This is a genomic window from Psychroflexus salarius, from assembly GCF_900129035.1.
In the GTDB taxonomy this organism is placed as follows: Bacteria; Bacteroidota; Bacteroidia; order Flavobacteriales; family Flavobacteriaceae; genus Psychroflexus; species Psychroflexus salarius.
The window spans coordinates 422,690-437,467 of sequence record NZ_FQTW01000001.1 but is presented as its reverse complement, the minus strand read 5'-3'; the positions used below and the strand labels follow the sequence as shown (position 1 = coordinate 437,467).

At 32.7% G+C, this 14,778-nt stretch carries 14 protein-coding genes; 10 read left to right on the top strand and 4 right to left on the bottom strand.

The window, feature by feature from the left end:
- From BUB82_RS01985 to bshA, 5 genes are all read left to right on the top strand, one after another.
- Entirely contained in the window at window positions 1–432 is a 432-nt protein-coding gene (locus tag BUB82_RS01985) for an LNS2 domain-containing protein (RefSeq protein ID WP_073191301.1), read from the top strand.
- A gap of 4 nt (window positions 433–436) precedes the next feature.
- Window positions 437–1,228 (top strand): (Fe-S)-binding protein, encoded by a 792-nt coding sequence (locus BUB82_RS01980; RefSeq protein WP_073191298.1) that lies wholly within the window; start codon window positions 437–439, stop codon window positions 1,226–1,228.
- 6 nt (window positions 1,229–1,234) lie between these two features.
- On the top strand, window positions 1,235–1,720 hold the full coding sequence (locus BUB82_RS01975) for an ABC transporter ATPase (RefSeq protein ID WP_073191295.1): 486 nt from the start codon (window positions 1,235–1,237) through the stop codon (window positions 1,718–1,720).
- Window positions 1,721–1,723: 3 nt separating this feature from the next.
- Window positions 1,724–4,621, top strand: a complete 2,898-nt coding sequence (locus tag BUB82_RS01970) for a serine hydrolase domain-containing protein (protein WP_073191292.1) — start codon at window positions 1,724–1,726, stop codon at window positions 4,619–4,621.
- Between the two features lie 75 nt (window positions 4,622–4,696).
- Window positions 4,697–5,818 (top strand): N-acetyl-alpha-D-glucosaminyl L-malate synthase BshA, encoded by a 1,122-nt coding sequence (bshA, locus tag BUB82_RS01965; RefSeq protein ID WP_073191291.1) that lies wholly within the window; start codon window positions 4,697–4,699, stop codon window positions 5,816–5,818.
- A gap of 3 nt (window positions 5,819–5,821) precedes the next feature.
- Here the strand turns inward: bshA and BUB82_RS01960 are convergent, their stop codons facing one another.
- The 3 genes from BUB82_RS01960 to BUB82_RS01950 are packed head-to-tail and all read right to left on the bottom strand — an operon-like array spanning window position 5,822 to window position 7,567.
- Window positions 5,822–6,739: a mechanosensitive ion channel family protein gene (locus BUB82_RS01960; RefSeq protein WP_073191288.1), complete on the bottom strand. Its 918-nt coding sequence runs from the start codon at window positions 6,737–6,739 to the stop codon at window positions 5,822–5,824.
- A gap of 7 nt (window positions 6,740–6,746) precedes the next feature.
- A complete protein-coding gene (locus BUB82_RS01955; protein WP_073191285.1) occupies window positions 6,747–7,220 on the bottom strand; it encodes a Dps family protein in 474 nt (157 codons plus the stop codon).
- A gap of 41 nt (window positions 7,221–7,261) precedes the next feature.
- Window positions 7,262–7,567, bottom strand: coding sequence for a phosphoribosylpyrophosphate synthetase (locus BUB82_RS01950; protein ID WP_073191283.1), 306 nt, complete (start codon window positions 7,565–7,567; stop codon window positions 7,262–7,264).
- 304 nt (window positions 7,568–7,871) lie between these two features.
- Between BUB82_RS01950 and ychF the strand changes: the two genes are divergently transcribed.
- The 5 genes from ychF to BUB82_RS01925 all read left to right on the top strand — a co-directional run bounded on the left by ychF (window position 7,872) and on the right by BUB82_RS01925 (window position 11,859).
- On the top strand, window positions 7,872–8,966 hold the full coding sequence (gene ychF, locus BUB82_RS01945) for a redox-regulated ATPase YchF (RefSeq protein ID WP_073191281.1): 1,095 nt from the start codon (window positions 7,872–7,874) through the stop codon (window positions 8,964–8,966).
- 11 nt (window positions 8,967–8,977) lie between these two features.
- The gene (gene deoC, locus BUB82_RS01940) at window positions 8,978–9,640 is read left to right on the top strand and encodes a deoxyribose-phosphate aldolase (protein WP_073191278.1); all 663 of its coding nucleotides are present in this window, start codon (window positions 8,978–8,980) and stop codon (window positions 9,638–9,640) included.
- Window positions 9,640–10,338, top strand: a complete 699-nt coding sequence (deoD, locus tag BUB82_RS01935; RefSeq protein ID WP_073191275.1) for a purine-nucleoside phosphorylase — start codon at window positions 9,640–9,642, stop codon at window positions 10,336–10,338. The genes deoC and deoD overlap by 1 nt, the downstream gene beginning before the upstream one ends.
- Window positions 10,338–11,156: a DUF1853 family protein gene (locus BUB82_RS01930; protein ID WP_073191273.1), complete on the top strand. Its 819-nt coding sequence runs from the start codon at window positions 10,338–10,340 to the stop codon at window positions 11,154–11,156. The genes deoD and BUB82_RS01930 overlap by 1 nt, the downstream gene beginning before the upstream one ends.
- Before the next feature lie 70 nt (window positions 11,157–11,226).
- Window positions 11,227–11,859: an NAD(P)H-dependent oxidoreductase gene (locus tag BUB82_RS01925; RefSeq protein WP_073191270.1), complete on the top strand. Its 633-nt coding sequence runs from the start codon at window positions 11,227–11,229 to the stop codon at window positions 11,857–11,859.
- Window positions 11,860–11,908: 49 nt separating this feature from the next.
- Here BUB82_RS01925 and BUB82_RS01920 read toward each other — a convergent pair whose 3' ends face one another.
- Window positions 11,909–14,758 (bottom strand): alpha-amylase family glycosyl hydrolase, encoded by a 2,850-nt coding sequence (locus tag BUB82_RS01920; protein WP_073191267.1) that lies wholly within the window; start codon window positions 14,756–14,758, stop codon window positions 11,909–11,911.
- Window positions 14,759–14,778 lie beyond the last annotated feature (20 nt).

The window sequence follows — 14,778 nt, the reverse complement described above, 5'->3', positions numbered from 1 at the left end:
ATGACTAAAAATAAAGATGAACAACTTCAAAAACTAAGCATTAACGGTGAAACGGTTAGTCCTGGATTGCCAGACCATATTAAAAATTACCTCATTGATATTGATGGTACAATTACTGAAGATGTTCCTAATGAAGAACCAGAACGGATGGCAACTTGCGAGCCATTCCCTGATGCTCTAAAAACACTCAATGAATGGTTTGATGAAGGTCACCAAATTTGCTTCTTTACTTCAAGAACTGAAGATCATAGAGCAATTACAGAAAAATGGTTAAAAAAACATGGGTTTAAATACCATAATTTATTGATGGGTAAACCACGTGGTGGGAATTATCACTGGATTGATAATCATCTCGTTAAAGCCACAAGATATAAAGGAAAATTCACGGATTTAGTTGATAAAGAAGTGACTATACAAGTATTTAAAGATTAGTGCTATGAGTAAACAATTACATGTGCCAACAATGGCATCATATTTAGCTGAAGGTAAACAACCAGAAGTTTTATTCTGGGTTGGATGCGCAGGAAGTTTTGACGATAGAGCCAAAAAAATAACTAAGGCCTTTGTAAAAATATTAAACAACATTGGTGTTGATTTTGCTGTTCTTGGCACAGAAGAGTCTTGCACAGGTGATCCTGCAAAACGCGCTGGAAACGAATTTTTATTTCAAATGCAAGCAATGACTAATATCGAAGTTTTAAATGCTTATGAAGTAAAAAAAATAGTGACTGCTTGTCCACATTGTTTTAATACCATTAAAAACGAATACCCAGAATTAGGCGGAAATTATGATGTGGTTCATCATACACAGTTTTTAAAACAGCTTTTAAATGAAGGTCGCCTTAAAATTGAAGGTGGAAAATTTAAAGGAAAACGCATTACCTATCATGATCCATGTTATTTAGGTCGTGCTAATGATGAATATGAAGCGCCTCGTGATTTGCTTCGTAAACTAGAAGTTGAATTAATAGAGATGAAGAGTTGTAAGCAAAAAGGCTTATGTTGTGGTGCTGGTGGTGCACAGATGTTTAAAGATGCTGAAAAAGGAGACAAAGAAGTAAATATTCACAGAACTGAAGAAGCGCTTGAAACTAAACCAGAGGCTATTGCAGCTGGTTGTCCGTTTTGCAATACCATGATGACAGATGGCGTAAAAAATAAAGAAAAACAAGACGATATTGAAGTGCTTGATGTTGTTGAGATGATTGCTAATGCAGAAGATTTATAATTAATTATGATAGTAGACTTTAATTCGTTACCAGATGATGCTCGCATTTGGATTTATCAATCTAATCGTGGTTTTTCTGAAGAAGAACTTACAACGCTTAAGCCAAAAATTGAAGCCTTTTTAAAAGATTGGACAGCTCATGGTAAAGATTTAAATGCAGGATACAAAATACCTTATAATCGCTTTATAGTTATAGGATTAGATCAAACAACTAGTTCTGCTTCAGGTTGTTCGATAGATGCTTCAGTAAGGTTTATTCAGTTTTTAGAGGAAGATTACAAAGTTGATTTGCTAGATAAAATGAATGTAAGTTACAAACAAGGTGATTTTGTTGCTCACAAAAACTTGAAAGACTTCAAAAAAATGGTAAAGCAAAAAGCTGTTTCTAGACAAACAATTGTTTTCAATAATTTAGTCAATACAAAAGCTGAATTTGATGATTTCTGGGAAATTCCATTAGAGGAAAGTTGGCATGCGCGATTACTTAAATAACTTATGCAAAAAAACACTATTTTATTATTGGCTGTTTTAGCAGTCAATTTTTTTTACGCTCAACAAGTTAAACCACTTATTTCTGAAAATCACTTGGAGCAACGGAAATGGGTTGATAGTATTTATAATACATTAACTTTAGAGCAAAAAATAGGTCAATTATTTATGGTAGATGTATTTTCAAGTGCGTCTTCAGCTGAAATTAATAGCCTTAAAAATAAAATAAAAAAATTTCATATAGGTGGTGTTATATTTTCTAAAGGTACTGCCAAACAACAAATACAACTTACAAATGAATTTCAACAACTAGCCCAAGTTCCTTTATTAATAGGAATGGATGCCGAATGGGGTTTGTCAATGCGTTTAGATGAAACTTTCTCTTTTCCTTATAACATGACACTTGGCGCAATAACCAATAATAATACGGTTTTTGAGGTTGGACAACAAATTGCTCAGCACAGCAAGCGGCTTGGTGTTCATGTAAATTTTGCACCTGTTGTAGATATTAATACTAATCCTAAAAACCCTATTATAGGAAACCGCTCTTTTGGTGAAGATCGTAATCAGGTTACCCAAAAAGCCCTGGCTTTAATTAAAGGCTTTCAAGCTGAAGGTGTCTTGGCAAATGCCAAACATTTTCCAGGTCATGGTGATACTGATCAAGACTCACACAAAACCCTGCCAAGTCTTGATTTTAATGTAAAACGTTTAGATTCAGTCGAATTATATCCCTATAAAAAGCTATTTAAACAAGGACTTAGCAGCGTAATGGTTGCCCACTTAAATGTTCCAAAATTAACCGAGCAAGAAGGTTTGCCAACCTCATTATCATCTAAAGTAGTCGATTCACTTTTGATTAATCAACTTCAGTTCTCTGGATTAATTTTTACCGATGCTTTAAATATGAAAGGTGCTAGTGAGTTTGGAGATAAAGGCATTGTTGAGTTAAAGGCCTTTTTAGCGGGAAATGATGTTTTACTTATACCAAACAATTTAGAAGCTGCTATTAAACAAATAAAAAATGCCTACAATAACGGAACAATTACTAAATCAAGATTAACGCACTCAGTTAAAAAAATACTTTACGCTAAATACAAGGTTGGTTTAAATAACTATCAACCTGTATCACTTAAAAATTTGGCTTCTGATCTTAATACAGATAAAAACAAGGCAACTCGTTTTAAGGCATTTAAAGAGGCGATAACTTTGGTTAAGAATGATTTAAATAGTATTCCAATTGCAGAAACTCAACACTCTAAAATAGCTTATATAAAATTAGGTGATGCAGAGAATAACAAGTTTATTGAAACACTTTCAAATTATGCTGAAATCAATTCATTTTCAATAGAAAATCCTAATCTTTTAGAAGAGTTGAAGTTTGCAGATCAGGTTATTATAAGTCATCATAAATCTGATGAAAACCCTTGGAAATCATACAGCTTAACAACATCTGAAATTAAATTATTAGATGCCATATCTAGAGAACATAAGTTAGTTTTTGTAAATTTTACAAGTCCGTATGCATTGCTTGACCTTAATTCATTTTTACCAATTGAAGTGATTTTACAAGCCTACCAAAATGCTGATGATGCGCAACAAGTAGCTGCTGAAATTATTTTTGGTGCTACAAAAGCTCAAGGTCGCTTGCCAGTTTCTATTACCAATGCTTTTCCCGTTGGAACAGGTTATCAAAACTCTACTTTAGGAAGAATGGGATATGATTATCCTCAAAATTTAGGGTTTAACACAGCTAAACTCGCTGAAGTTGATAGCTTATTAACCGAAGTTATTGAACAGAAAATGTCACCAGGTGTTCAAGTTATTATAGCTAAAAATGGACATATTTTTTACGATAAATCTTTGGGTTTTCATACTTATGAAAATAAGATACCTGTCAAATCTACAGATGTTTATGATTTAGCATCATTAACTAAAATCTTATCAACATTACCTTTATTTATGCGTTTGGTTGAAGAAGGCAAGGTCAGCATTCATGATAATCTTTCAAATTTATTACCTGAACTAGATACAACAAACAAGGCTAATATTACGGTTAAACGAATGCTATCACATTATGCTGGTTTACAAGCCTGGATTCCTTTTTATGCTTCAACTTTAGATAGTTTAGATAATTACTATCGCAAAATGCCTTCAAAAAAATTCAGTATTCCAGTCACTGAAAATTTATATTTAAGAGAAGATTATCAGGACTCAATTTATGCTGAAATAGCTTCATCTGAACTTTTAGAAGAAGTTGAATATAAATATTCAGATCTTCCTTTCTACTTTTTAAAACAGTTTATTGAGCGATCTTACAAAGATTCAATTCACACTATCATTCAAAATGATTTTTATAAAACAATGCATATTAAAAATATGTTTTTTTACCCTAAACGGCATAAAACTCTATCTGAAATTACACCAACCGAAAATGATCAAATTTGGCGTAAACAATTAGTTCATGGTAATGTTCATGACCAAGGCGCCGCAATGCTTGGCGGAGTTGGTGGTCATGCCGGCTTATTTGGGAATGCTAGAAGTGTAGCTCAGTTTATGCAAATGTACCTGAATGAAGGTACTTTTGGTGGTAGAACCTATTTTAAGCCTTCAACCATTCAAGCTTTTAATACTTGTTATTATTGTGATAAAGATGTTAGGCGAGGTTTAGGCTTTGATAAGCCGCAACTAGATGATGTTGGTCCTACTTGTGGTTGCGTTTCCATGACTAGTTTTGGTCATTCAGGATTTACAGGAACTTATACTTGGGCAGATCCTTCAACTGGAATTTTATATGTCTTTTTATCCAACCGAATTCATCCGGATGCTTCAAACAGAAAACTGATTGATGAAGATATTCGCACCAAAATTCAGCAGGTTATTTATGATTCACTTGATATATAAAATTAAATTTGATTTTATTTAAGATTTCTTAGTTTATAAAATTCTAAATTAGTGGTTTAATTTCATTTTTAAGATATGAAGATAGCCATTGTTTGCTACCCAACTTTTGGTGGAAGCGGAGTAGTTGCAACAGAATTAGGAATCGCGCTTTCCAAACGCGGACATGAAATACACTTTGTTACATACAAACAGCCCGTTAGATTAGAATATTTGTCTCACCAAATCAAATATCACGAGGTAATTGTACCTGAATATCCATTATTTCACTATCAACCTTATGAGTTAGCACTGTCAAGTAAGCTTGTTACAGTTGTTAAACAGCATCAAATTGATTTGCTTCATGTCCATTATGCTATTCCGCATGCTTATGCTGGATTTATGGCACAGCAAATGCTTCAGGATGAAGGTATTAATTTACCAATGATTACAACATTGCATGGTACAGACATTACTTTGGTTGGTAGCCATTCATTTTACAAGCCAGCGGTTAACTTTAGTATCAATCAAAGTAATTTAGTAACCTCTGTTTCTCAAAGTTTAAAAGAAAATACGCTTGATATTTTTGATATCAATAAAGATATTAATGTCATCCCTAATTTTATTGATTTTGAGAAAGTTAAGTTTGATGTTGGTAACTGCCAAAGGCATTTAATGGCTAATGATGATGAGAAAATAATTACACATGTTAGTAATTTACGTCCAGTAAAACGAATTAGTGATGTAATTAAGGTATTTGCTAAAATCAGGCAACAGTTGAAGGCCAAATTAATTATTGTTGGTGATGGGCCTGAACGCGAAAATGCTTCAGTTTTAGCTCATAAACTAAACGTTAGACAAGATATTATTTTTCTAGGAAAGAGTAATGAGGTCGAAAAAATACTTTGTTTTTCAGACTTGTTTTTGTTACCATCCAAAAAAGAAAGTTTTGGTCTTGCTGCTTTAGAAGCAATGGCTTATAGCGTTCCTGTGATTTCAACAAATACTGGTGGAATACCAGAAGTTAATAAGCATGGTGTTTCAGGGTTTTTATCTGATTTAGGAGATGTTGAAGACATGGCTAAAAATGCGCTCCATATTTTATCTAATGAAGCAAGACTAGAAAATTTTAAGGTTAATGCTAAGAAAACAGCGCTTCAATTTGATGTAAAAGCTATTGTACCAAAATACGAAGCGCTATATGAAGAAATGATTCAATAAGTCTTAATTTTCATCTGATTGATGTCGAATATCTAAAACTTCAGATCTAAATTTATTTTTACCAAAATCTAGTGTTCTTATTGGGAATGGTATGTTGATATCATGTTTATTGTAGGCTCTTTTAATCGCTAAAATAGCTTGATGTTGAGCAGTATAAATATCTTTTTGATTTTCAACTTTTGTCCAAAACCGTATGATATAATTAATTGAGCTATTTCCAAAACCAGTATAAAAAAATTCAATTTCTTCATTGAATTTTTGTTTAAAAATAGCTTCGATAGCATCGGTTGTTATTTGTTGAACTTCATCTAAATCACTTTCATAGCCAACACCGCATGAAACTGTAACACGACCACGTGGGTCGCTACTGAAGTTTTTAAAAGCCGAATCTACAATCTTAGAGTTCGGAATCATGACGTGATTATTATCTGCAGTTTGCAAAACAACACTTCTTAAATTGATATCAATCACCTTGCCTGCAAAATCATTCGTTTCAATCCAGTCGTTAATTTGAATTTTTGGTAAGAAACTAATAATTACACCTGAAAAGGTATTATTTAATGTACCTTGCAAGGCCAAACCTACTGCTAAACCTACAACACCAGCCGCTCCGAGGACTGAAGTTAAAACAGTATTTAAATTTAAAATTCCTAAAGCAATAAAAAAGCCTATCAGGCCAATAACGGCTTTTAAAACTTTTACCGAAATTACTCTAATAGAGGCTTGTGTAGAGCTTCGTGCTAGAATTTTATTAAATAGTTTTCCTGCATATTTAGAGATGATAATAAAAAGGATAAATACTATTATTGCTAAAATTAAGTTGGGTAAACTATCTATAAATTCATTTATCCAAACAAAAATTTTTTCGTAAAAAGAAGACCAAACACTTTGTGTTTGGTCTAATATATCGGCTTCTTTCATTTAATAATTATTTATCATCAACACTTTTAACCCAAGCATCTAGCATCCAACTTGTTTTTTCTAATTCACGGATGTAAGCACCAATTAAATCTATAGTACCTTCGTCACCATTTTTATCTGCAACACTTACTACTTGTCTCATTTGTTTAATGAGTTTACCATGATCATTTAATAAGTTATTAACCATAGCTACATCATTAATATCTGATGCAGATTCTTCTAAATTAGAAATTTTTAGGTAATCAGACAAATTACTAACAGGATGCTTTCTTAAAGTTAAAATTCTTTCTGCAATTTCATCGATTTTAAGCTTTGCATCATCATACATTTCTTCAAACTTTTCGTGTAAATCAAAGAAACTTTTACCGACTATATTCCAGTGATAATTTCTTAATTTTTGATAATATAATTGATAATCAGCTAATAGTACATTTAGTTCTTTCACAGTTAAATCAGTTGATTCTAAATTTAAATAACCCATAATTATATTTGTTTTTTATTAATTAAACTTTATTTAATTTTCTATCTATTTAAAGATAAATTGAGTTTTTCTTGAATAGATTTACTAGTTTGACCACCAGAAACGCCATAACCATCAACAAGAATCCCTTTTTTGCCATCTTCTGTTGTAATGGCATATAAAATAGAATTATCAGACGGGTTAGACATGCCTTCAAATCTATAGACTTTATCTACAATAAAATCATTTTCAGAGTATGAATTTTCGCTGTCAGATTCTAAAGCATTTTCGGTAAGTTTAAAATCTATCGTATAACCATCTTCTTTTAAATCGTTTATTTTAGTTGAAAGTGTATGATTTTTATCCATTATGTTTTTGTTTAAAATTAATAATATAATAGAAGTCAAGGCTTGTATTTAAATTAAGATTAACGTTCTATTTTTTATCTGAATTGTCTTTCGTGTAATTAAACAAACCTAATGGAAACGCCAATAAAATAAATATAAACCGGCCGGTTACTAAACCATAAATTGTAATTAAAGCCGCAATAGTATAAAGAAGTGTAGATCGATTAAATTTCATTGTATAAGTTCTATTTTATAAGTTGAAGTCTATTTCTTAGACTTTTTATTATGATAATCCTTACTTTTGCAATCCTTAAATAATTAATTTATGAAAGCAGGAATTGTTGGTTTACCAAATGTAGGAAAATCTACCTTATTTAACTCTTTATCTAACGCAAAAGCACAAAGTGCAAATTTCCCGTTTTGTACTATTGAACCTAATGTAGGTGTCGTGAACGTTCCCGATAAAAGACTACTTAAACTGGAGAGTTTAGTAAATCCAGAGCGAGTAATTCCTGCAACAGTTGAAATTGTTGATATTGCAGGTCTTGTAAAAGGTGCTAGCAAAGGTGAAGGTTTAGGAAATCAATTTTTAGGAAACATTAGAGAAACCGATGCAATTTTGCATGTTTTACGTTGTTTTGATGATGATAATGTTGTTCATGTTGATGGTAAAATAGATCCCATAAATGATAAAGAAACTATAGACTTAGAACTTCAATTGAAGGATTTAGAGACCGTCGAAAAAAAACTTGAGAAAGTAAAACGTGCGGCAAAAACCGGGCAAAAAGAAGCTCAAAAAGAACTTGCTGTTTTAGAACAACTTAAAAAAGGCTTAGAAGAAGGAACTTCTGTAAGAGCTATAAATATTGATAAAGACGATCGAGAAGCATTTGTAAAACCCTTACAATTTATTACAGATAAGCCCGTCATGTATGTTTGTAATGTCGACGAAAAATCGGCTGTAAATGGCAATGCTTATGTTGAAAAAGTAAAGGCATCAGTTAAAGATGAAAATGCCGAAATTTTAGTTTTAGCAGTAGGTATAGAAGCCGATATAGCCGAATTAGAAGATTTTGAAGAACGCCAATTGTTTTTAGAAGATATTGGCTTAGAAGAAGCTGGCGTTGCCAAGCTTATTCGTTCAGCCTATAAATTACTAAATCAACAAACTTATTTCACAGCAGGCGAAAAGGAAGTTCGGGCTTGGACAGTAAAAGTAGGTGCTACAGCACCTGAAGCTGCAGGCGTTATACACACAGATTTTCAAAAAGGATTTATTAGAGCAGAAGTGATTAAATATAATGACTTTGTAACTTTGGGTAGCGAAGCAAAAGTACGAGAAGCAGGGAAATTAAGTGTTGAAGGAAAAGAATATATCGTACAAGATGGCGATATTATGAATTTTAGATTTAATGTTTAAAATATAAACACATGTCAATTAATCAATTTATAGATCATACAGCTTTAAAAGCAACCACTAGCATTTCAGATATTAAACAACTTTGTAAAGAAGCTAAAACTTATCAATTTGCAAGTGTTTGTATTAATCCTTGTTTTGTAGAGTTAGCCACAGAATTGTTAAAAGATTCTAGTGTTAAAATTTGTACAGTAATTGGTTTTCCACTTGGTAACACGTCAACTAAAGCAAAAGTTGAAGAAGCACGTCAAGCCTTAAAAGATGGTGCAACCGAATTTGACATGGTCATCAACCAATCCTTTTTAAAATCTGGTGAATTAGACCGTGTTAAAGAAGATATTGCTGAAGTAAAAAAAGCAGTTGGTAACTTCACGCTAAAAGTAATTCTAGAAACTTGTAACTTAACAGACGAAGAAATCAAAATAGCCTCAGAAATTTCAGAAAAAGCTGGTGCAAATTATGTTAAAACTTCAACAGGTTTTGGCAGTGGTGGCGCTACAGTTGAAGCTATTAAAATTATGAAAGCTAGCGTTTCAAATCAAGTTAAACTTAAAGCTTCTGGAGGAATACGTGATGCTAAAACAGCACAAATGTTTATAGATTTAGGCGTACATCGATTAGGCGCTTCTTCAGGTGTTGCAATTATGAATGGTTTAACCTCTAAAGACGATTATTAATGAGTTTACATATTAAAGCCCAAACTAATGAAATCGCAGAAACTGTATTGTTACCTGGCGATCCGCTTCGCGCTAAATGGATAGCCGAAACTTATTTTGAAAATCCCAAATGTTATAACGATGTTAGAAATATGTTTGGTTATACAGGAACTTACAAAGGCAAAAAGGTGTCCGTTCAAGGTACAGGCATGGGTTTGCCTTCATTTAGTATTTATGCTCACGAATTGATAAATGATTATGGCGCAAAAAAATTAATTCGCGTCGGAAGTGCTGGTTCTATGCAAAAAGATATCGAACTGAGAGACGTTGTTCTAGCAATGTCAGCTTCAACAAACTCAGCTATAAACCGTAATAGGTTTGATGGTGGCGATTTTGCTCCAACAGCGAGCTTTAATTTATTTCAAAAAGCAGTTGAAGCTGCCAAAAGCAGATCAATTCAAATAAAAGCAGGTAATGTTTTATCATCAGACTTGTTTTATACAGACCAAAAAGACGATTATAAAAAATGGGCGGCTTACAATGTTTTATGTGTTGAGATGGAAGCAGCTGCTCTATATTCAATCGCTGCAAAATTTGGAGTAGAAGCCCTAGCTATTTTAACAATTTCTGATTCACTCGTTACTGGTGAAGTAACTAGTGCCGAAGATCGTGAAACCACTTTTTCTAAAATGATAGACATCGCATTAGATGTGATTTAATGAAAATCAAAGACCAATATAAAGCTTTTTTTAAAACACCTTTGCTTGTACAAAACCCTGATGATTTTATAAAAAACATCAGGGTTTTTGATTTTAAACCCGACAATTATTCTTTGTCACCACAATTTGAAACCAATCAGAAATTTATAGGTAAAAGAGCCGAACTTTTTATGCTTGAAGCATTACAACAATCTGAGCAATATGAAGTGATTGCTCATAGCCTTCAAATTGTTAAACAGAAGCAAACCTTAGGTGAATTTGATTTTCTTGTTCGGGATTTAGTAACAGCTGAAGTTTTTCAACTTGAATTGGTTTATAAAGTTTATTTATTTGATGCCAGCTTATCAACTACAGCCGATTTTTGTTGGATTGGTCCAAATAGAAGAGATCGTTTTGAGGATAAATTACATAAACTCAAGACTAAACAATTTCCACTTTTATACCAAAAAAATGCCACTTCTGAACTTGATAGTTTGAGACTAAAACAAAAATCTATTCAACAAAGATTATGTTTTAAGGCCATGCTGTTTAAGCCATTTCAGGAAAAGTTACCAGAATTTAGCACATTAACTAATGTTCAAGTTGAAGGTGAGTGGCTCTCAAAACAATTATTTTACAGTCAAGACTGGAAAGATTTTCAATTTATGATGCCACAAAAATTAAACTGGTTTAATTCTGCAATTAGAGTGGAGCAGTGGTTTACATTAGAGCAAATTCGTCCTGAGATTGATAATTATTTATCTTCAGGTAGATCTGCATTATTGTTTATGAAAGATCCTACTGGGTATTCTTTTAAACTTTTTTTGACAAACTGGTAAGTGAATTCTTTTAAGTAAACTTTGTAAGTTGTCTAACTTTTAGCTTCCTATATTTGCACAAAATAATTAAATGGATACGATTGAAGCTTTAAAATGGCGCTATGCCGCTAAAAAATTTGACGATAATAAAATAGTTCCTCAATCGATTTTACAAAGAATCATTGAGGGTTTTAACTTGACGCCAACTTCATATGGTCTGCAACCACTAAAATTAGTTGTGATTTCTAATAAAGATCTAAAAGATGAATTATTTAGACACAGTTTTAATCAACAACAAGTTAAAACAGCTTCTCATTTATTAGTAATTTGTAGAGAAGAAAGGATTAATCAAGCCTTTATTGAAGATAACTTTGAACTTATTAAGTCAATTAGAGAGACACCTGATGAAATTTTATCACCTTTTAGGGAGTTTTTAATTAATGATTTTGATAAAAAAACAGATGATGAAATTTCAAAATGGGCTAAAAACCAGGCTTATTTAGCTTTAGGTAATGTATTAACTATTTGTGCTTTAGAGAGAGTTGATGCTTCTCCTATGGAAGGTTTTCTTCCTCACAAATACGATGAAGTTTTAGATTTAAAATCTAAAAATCTCAAATCAGTTTTAGTTTGTGCCATAGGTTACCGTTCAAATGATGATGAGTTTGCCAGTTTTAAAAAAGTGAGAAGACCATTAAGTGAAACTATAATAGAAATTAAATAAAAAAAGCGCCCAATCTGGGCGCTTTTTTATTGATCGAAACTAAGCAAACTTAACGTTTAATAAGCTTAAGAGTTTCTTTTACATCAGATTCATCTGTAATTTGTACAAAAAACAAACCAGTTTTAAGTTCTGATATATTCAAAATTTGATGCGCATTTACAGCTTTAAAAGATTTAACTTCCTTGCCAAGCGTATTATAAATTTTTACAGTTTTTACATTAACTGATAGCTTGAATGCATTTGAAGTAGGATTAGGATACAATGCAATTTTCTCTTGATTAAACTGGTTGTTGCTTAAAGTTGAAGGTGCATTTCCGTAAATTCTAAATTCTCCAGCAGGAATATTAATAGCTGCTGAAGTGTTATTTACATTTATAGAAGTTGAACCTGTTTCATCCATTAAGTCGTACCATTCACCGGTATAAGGAAAATCAGGCGTGATATTTCTTGCAGTAACATCAAAGTTAGCAAGGACCACCACGTTTTTAAGTGATGAAGCAGGTAAGTTGTTGTCAAATACATAAATACGTGGTGTTAAAGTATTACCAGAATTTATGGCATAATCACCTTCAAAAACATCTTCATCAATTTTTAATTCGTGTAATCTTGCCCAATCATTATAAATCTGACTTCTTATAGGGTCGTTGAGCCAATTATTCGTCCACTGTGGTTGAGGTTTAGTGTCAAGTTTACAGTCACCATCAGTACCACCTGGTAAGTTGACACTACCATCATTACAAGTAAAAATAGAGTTTTCCATCCCTAAATCTCCGAAATGCCAAATCATTTTAGGGCCAGGAATAGTCATTGTAACAGCGCCAAGTGCAGACATGCGAGATAGAGCTGTGTTTAAATTTTGTACATTATGAGAAGCGTTTGAAGTGTTTCCAAATTCTAGATTTTTATACATCAAGCGTTCTTCATCATGACTTTCGGCATAGCCCATTAATCGAGGTGCATTAAAACCACGGCTTTCGTGACCCATTCTAGTAATATCATTATTAGAATTAAAGCCCATTGTAAGTTGATTATATTGGTCTGTCATCTTGCCCCAAAGCATAATTCCTTTATTCTCATTTAAGCGATAATTAGCCCATTGCTGTTCTTCATTATCTTGGCCTAAATGTTCAAAAATAACGTAATGGCTATCATCTAACGACCATGAATAGTCAGCGTAAGATTTTAAAACATCTACGCGATCTTGTTGGTAACTATTTGTGCATGATTCATTAGAGCCTGAACAATTTTGAGTAAAGCCTTTTGTTAAATCCCATCTAAAGCCATCAATTTTAAACTCTTGAATCCAGTGTTTGATGACACGTTCAGTGTAGTATTGAGTAAAATCACTTTGATGATTAAAATCGTTACCTACATTATAGCTATGTCGAGGAGACGTGTTGAAGTAGGGATTTTCTATTGAAGGTCCGCCCCAACCATCACCATCAGGATCATTCATCCACATTCTTACCATAGGATTACGACCATAAGCATGATTTAATACCAAGTCAAGAATGACAGCAATATCATTTTGATGACATAAATCTATGAACTCTTTAAGTTTATTTTCAGTCCCATAGAATTTGTCTAAAGCCATATGAAAAGCTGTATTATATCCCCAACTTTCGTTGCCTTCAAATTCCATCACTGGCATAAGGTGAATGGCATTGATGTTTAAATCTTTAAAATAGTTTATCTTATCGATTAAATCTTGGTAGTTTCTGTCACCATCGAAATCTCTAACTAGAACTTCATAAACCACAAGATCTTCCTTTTTAGGTTTTTCAAAATCAGTTACTTGCCAGTTATATTCTGGCTTTGCTGTTTGTAAGACACTCACTTCACGTTCTTGACCATCAGGATATTGAGGTAAGTTAGGATATGAATTTGTTGGAATTCCAGGATCATCAAAAGGTGATAAAACCAAAGTTGAAAATGGGTCTGCAGTTTTTACTACTTTAGGCGAACCATTAACTGGTGTTTGGTCTACAACCCAATATTGATAGGTTTCAATTTGTCCAGGTGTTAAACCATCTAATGAAATCCAAAATTTATTATCTCTCGTAGGATCAATATTCATAGCATAGGTTCCGTCAGGATTCCAGTTATTAAAGCTACCTGCAACGTAAACAAAATCTTTTTCAGGTGCATTTAAAACTAAAATGGCTTCAGTATCACTAATATAATTGATACCATCTTCATAATCAGCTGGCATAGCAACCGAGTTAATGGTTGGTTCAGCGATAACTGAAAACTCTCTTGTAAAAGTTATAGAACCTTGGGTCACTTCTAGAATATACTCTTTATTCTCAGTAATGTTTGTATCGGTATAAGAATACGTGTTAATACCTGTTTGAGTATTAATTACACTTCCATTAGCAGATAAAACATAAGTGGCATTCCCAGCTGAGTTTGAGGCTGAAATAGAAAAGTTGTCACCGTTTTGGATTACGTTTAAGTCTTCTTGAGGTGCATTAAGCGTTAACTGAAATGTTCCAACATCGGTTACAAAGTCTTGTGTTTTTTTATCGCCTGTACCATCTTTAGCTTTAGCAAGCATGCCAATTTCAACAATGTCAGTCGCACCGTAAAAGTCGGTTGGAGTCATTGTAAATGAAAAAGTACCATCACCATTATTGGTCATTTTTTGTGATTCACTAGAACTTGTCCACGAGCCATTAGTAGGCGAGTCGAATTGTTGACCATTAGCATTCGTGTACCAAGCCCACAAATAAACATCACTTGTACTCCAAACTCCTGGAACAACACCAGATAAAGTGATTGTAATTTCATCATCTTGCTCAAAACTAGGTGGAGTGATTGTAAAATTCCCTGTCTGTTGCTGAGCTAAGCTGATTGCCCCTAATAAAAGACTTATTATTAAAAGTAGATTTTTTTTCATAAATTTTAGAATTTAAAAAG

Coding starts and splice junctions, on each gene's coding strand:
- BUB82_RS01985 (WP_073191301.1), top strand. CDS start 1: ATGACTAAAAATAAAGATGAACAACTTCAAAAACTAAGCATTAACGGT.
- BUB82_RS01980 (WP_073191298.1), top strand. CDS start 437: ATGAGTAAACAATTACATGTGCCAACAATGGCATCATATTTAGCTGAA.
- BUB82_RS01975 (WP_073191295.1), top strand. CDS start 1,235: ATGATAGTAGACTTTAATTCGTTACCAGATGATGCTCGCATTTGGATT.
- BUB82_RS01970 (WP_073191292.1), top strand. CDS start 1,724: ATGCAAAAAAACACTATTTTATTATTGGCTGTTTTAGCAGTCAATTTT.
- bshA (WP_073191291.1), top strand. CDS start 4,697: ATGAAGATAGCCATTGTTTGCTACCCAACTTTTGGTGGAAGCGGAGTA.
- BUB82_RS01960 (WP_073191288.1), bottom strand. CDS start 6,739: ATGAAAGAAGCCGATATATTAGACCAAACACAAAGTGTTTGGTCTTCT.
- BUB82_RS01955 (WP_073191285.1), bottom strand. CDS start 7,220: ATGGGTTATTTAAATTTAGAATCAACTGATTTAACTGTGAAAGAACTA.
- BUB82_RS01950 (WP_073191283.1), bottom strand. CDS start 7,567: ATGGATAAAAATCATACACTTTCAACTAAAATAAACGATTTAAAAGAA.
- ychF (WP_073191281.1), top strand. CDS start 7,872: ATGAAAGCAGGAATTGTTGGTTTACCAAATGTAGGAAAATCTACCTTA.
- deoC (WP_073191278.1), top strand. CDS start 8,978: ATGTCAATTAATCAATTTATAGATCATACAGCTTTAAAAGCAACCACT.
- deoD (WP_073191275.1), top strand. CDS start 9,640: ATGAGTTTACATATTAAAGCCCAAACTAATGAAATCGCAGAAACTGTA.
- BUB82_RS01930 (WP_073191273.1), top strand. CDS start 10,338: ATGAAAATCAAAGACCAATATAAAGCTTTTTTTAAAACACCTTTGCTT.
- BUB82_RS01925 (WP_073191270.1), top strand. CDS start 11,227: ATGGATACGATTGAAGCTTTAAAATGGCGCTATGCCGCTAAAAAATTT.
- BUB82_RS01920 (WP_073191267.1), bottom strand. CDS start 14,758: ATGAAAAAAAATCTACTTTTAATAATAAGTCTTTTATTAGGGGCAATC.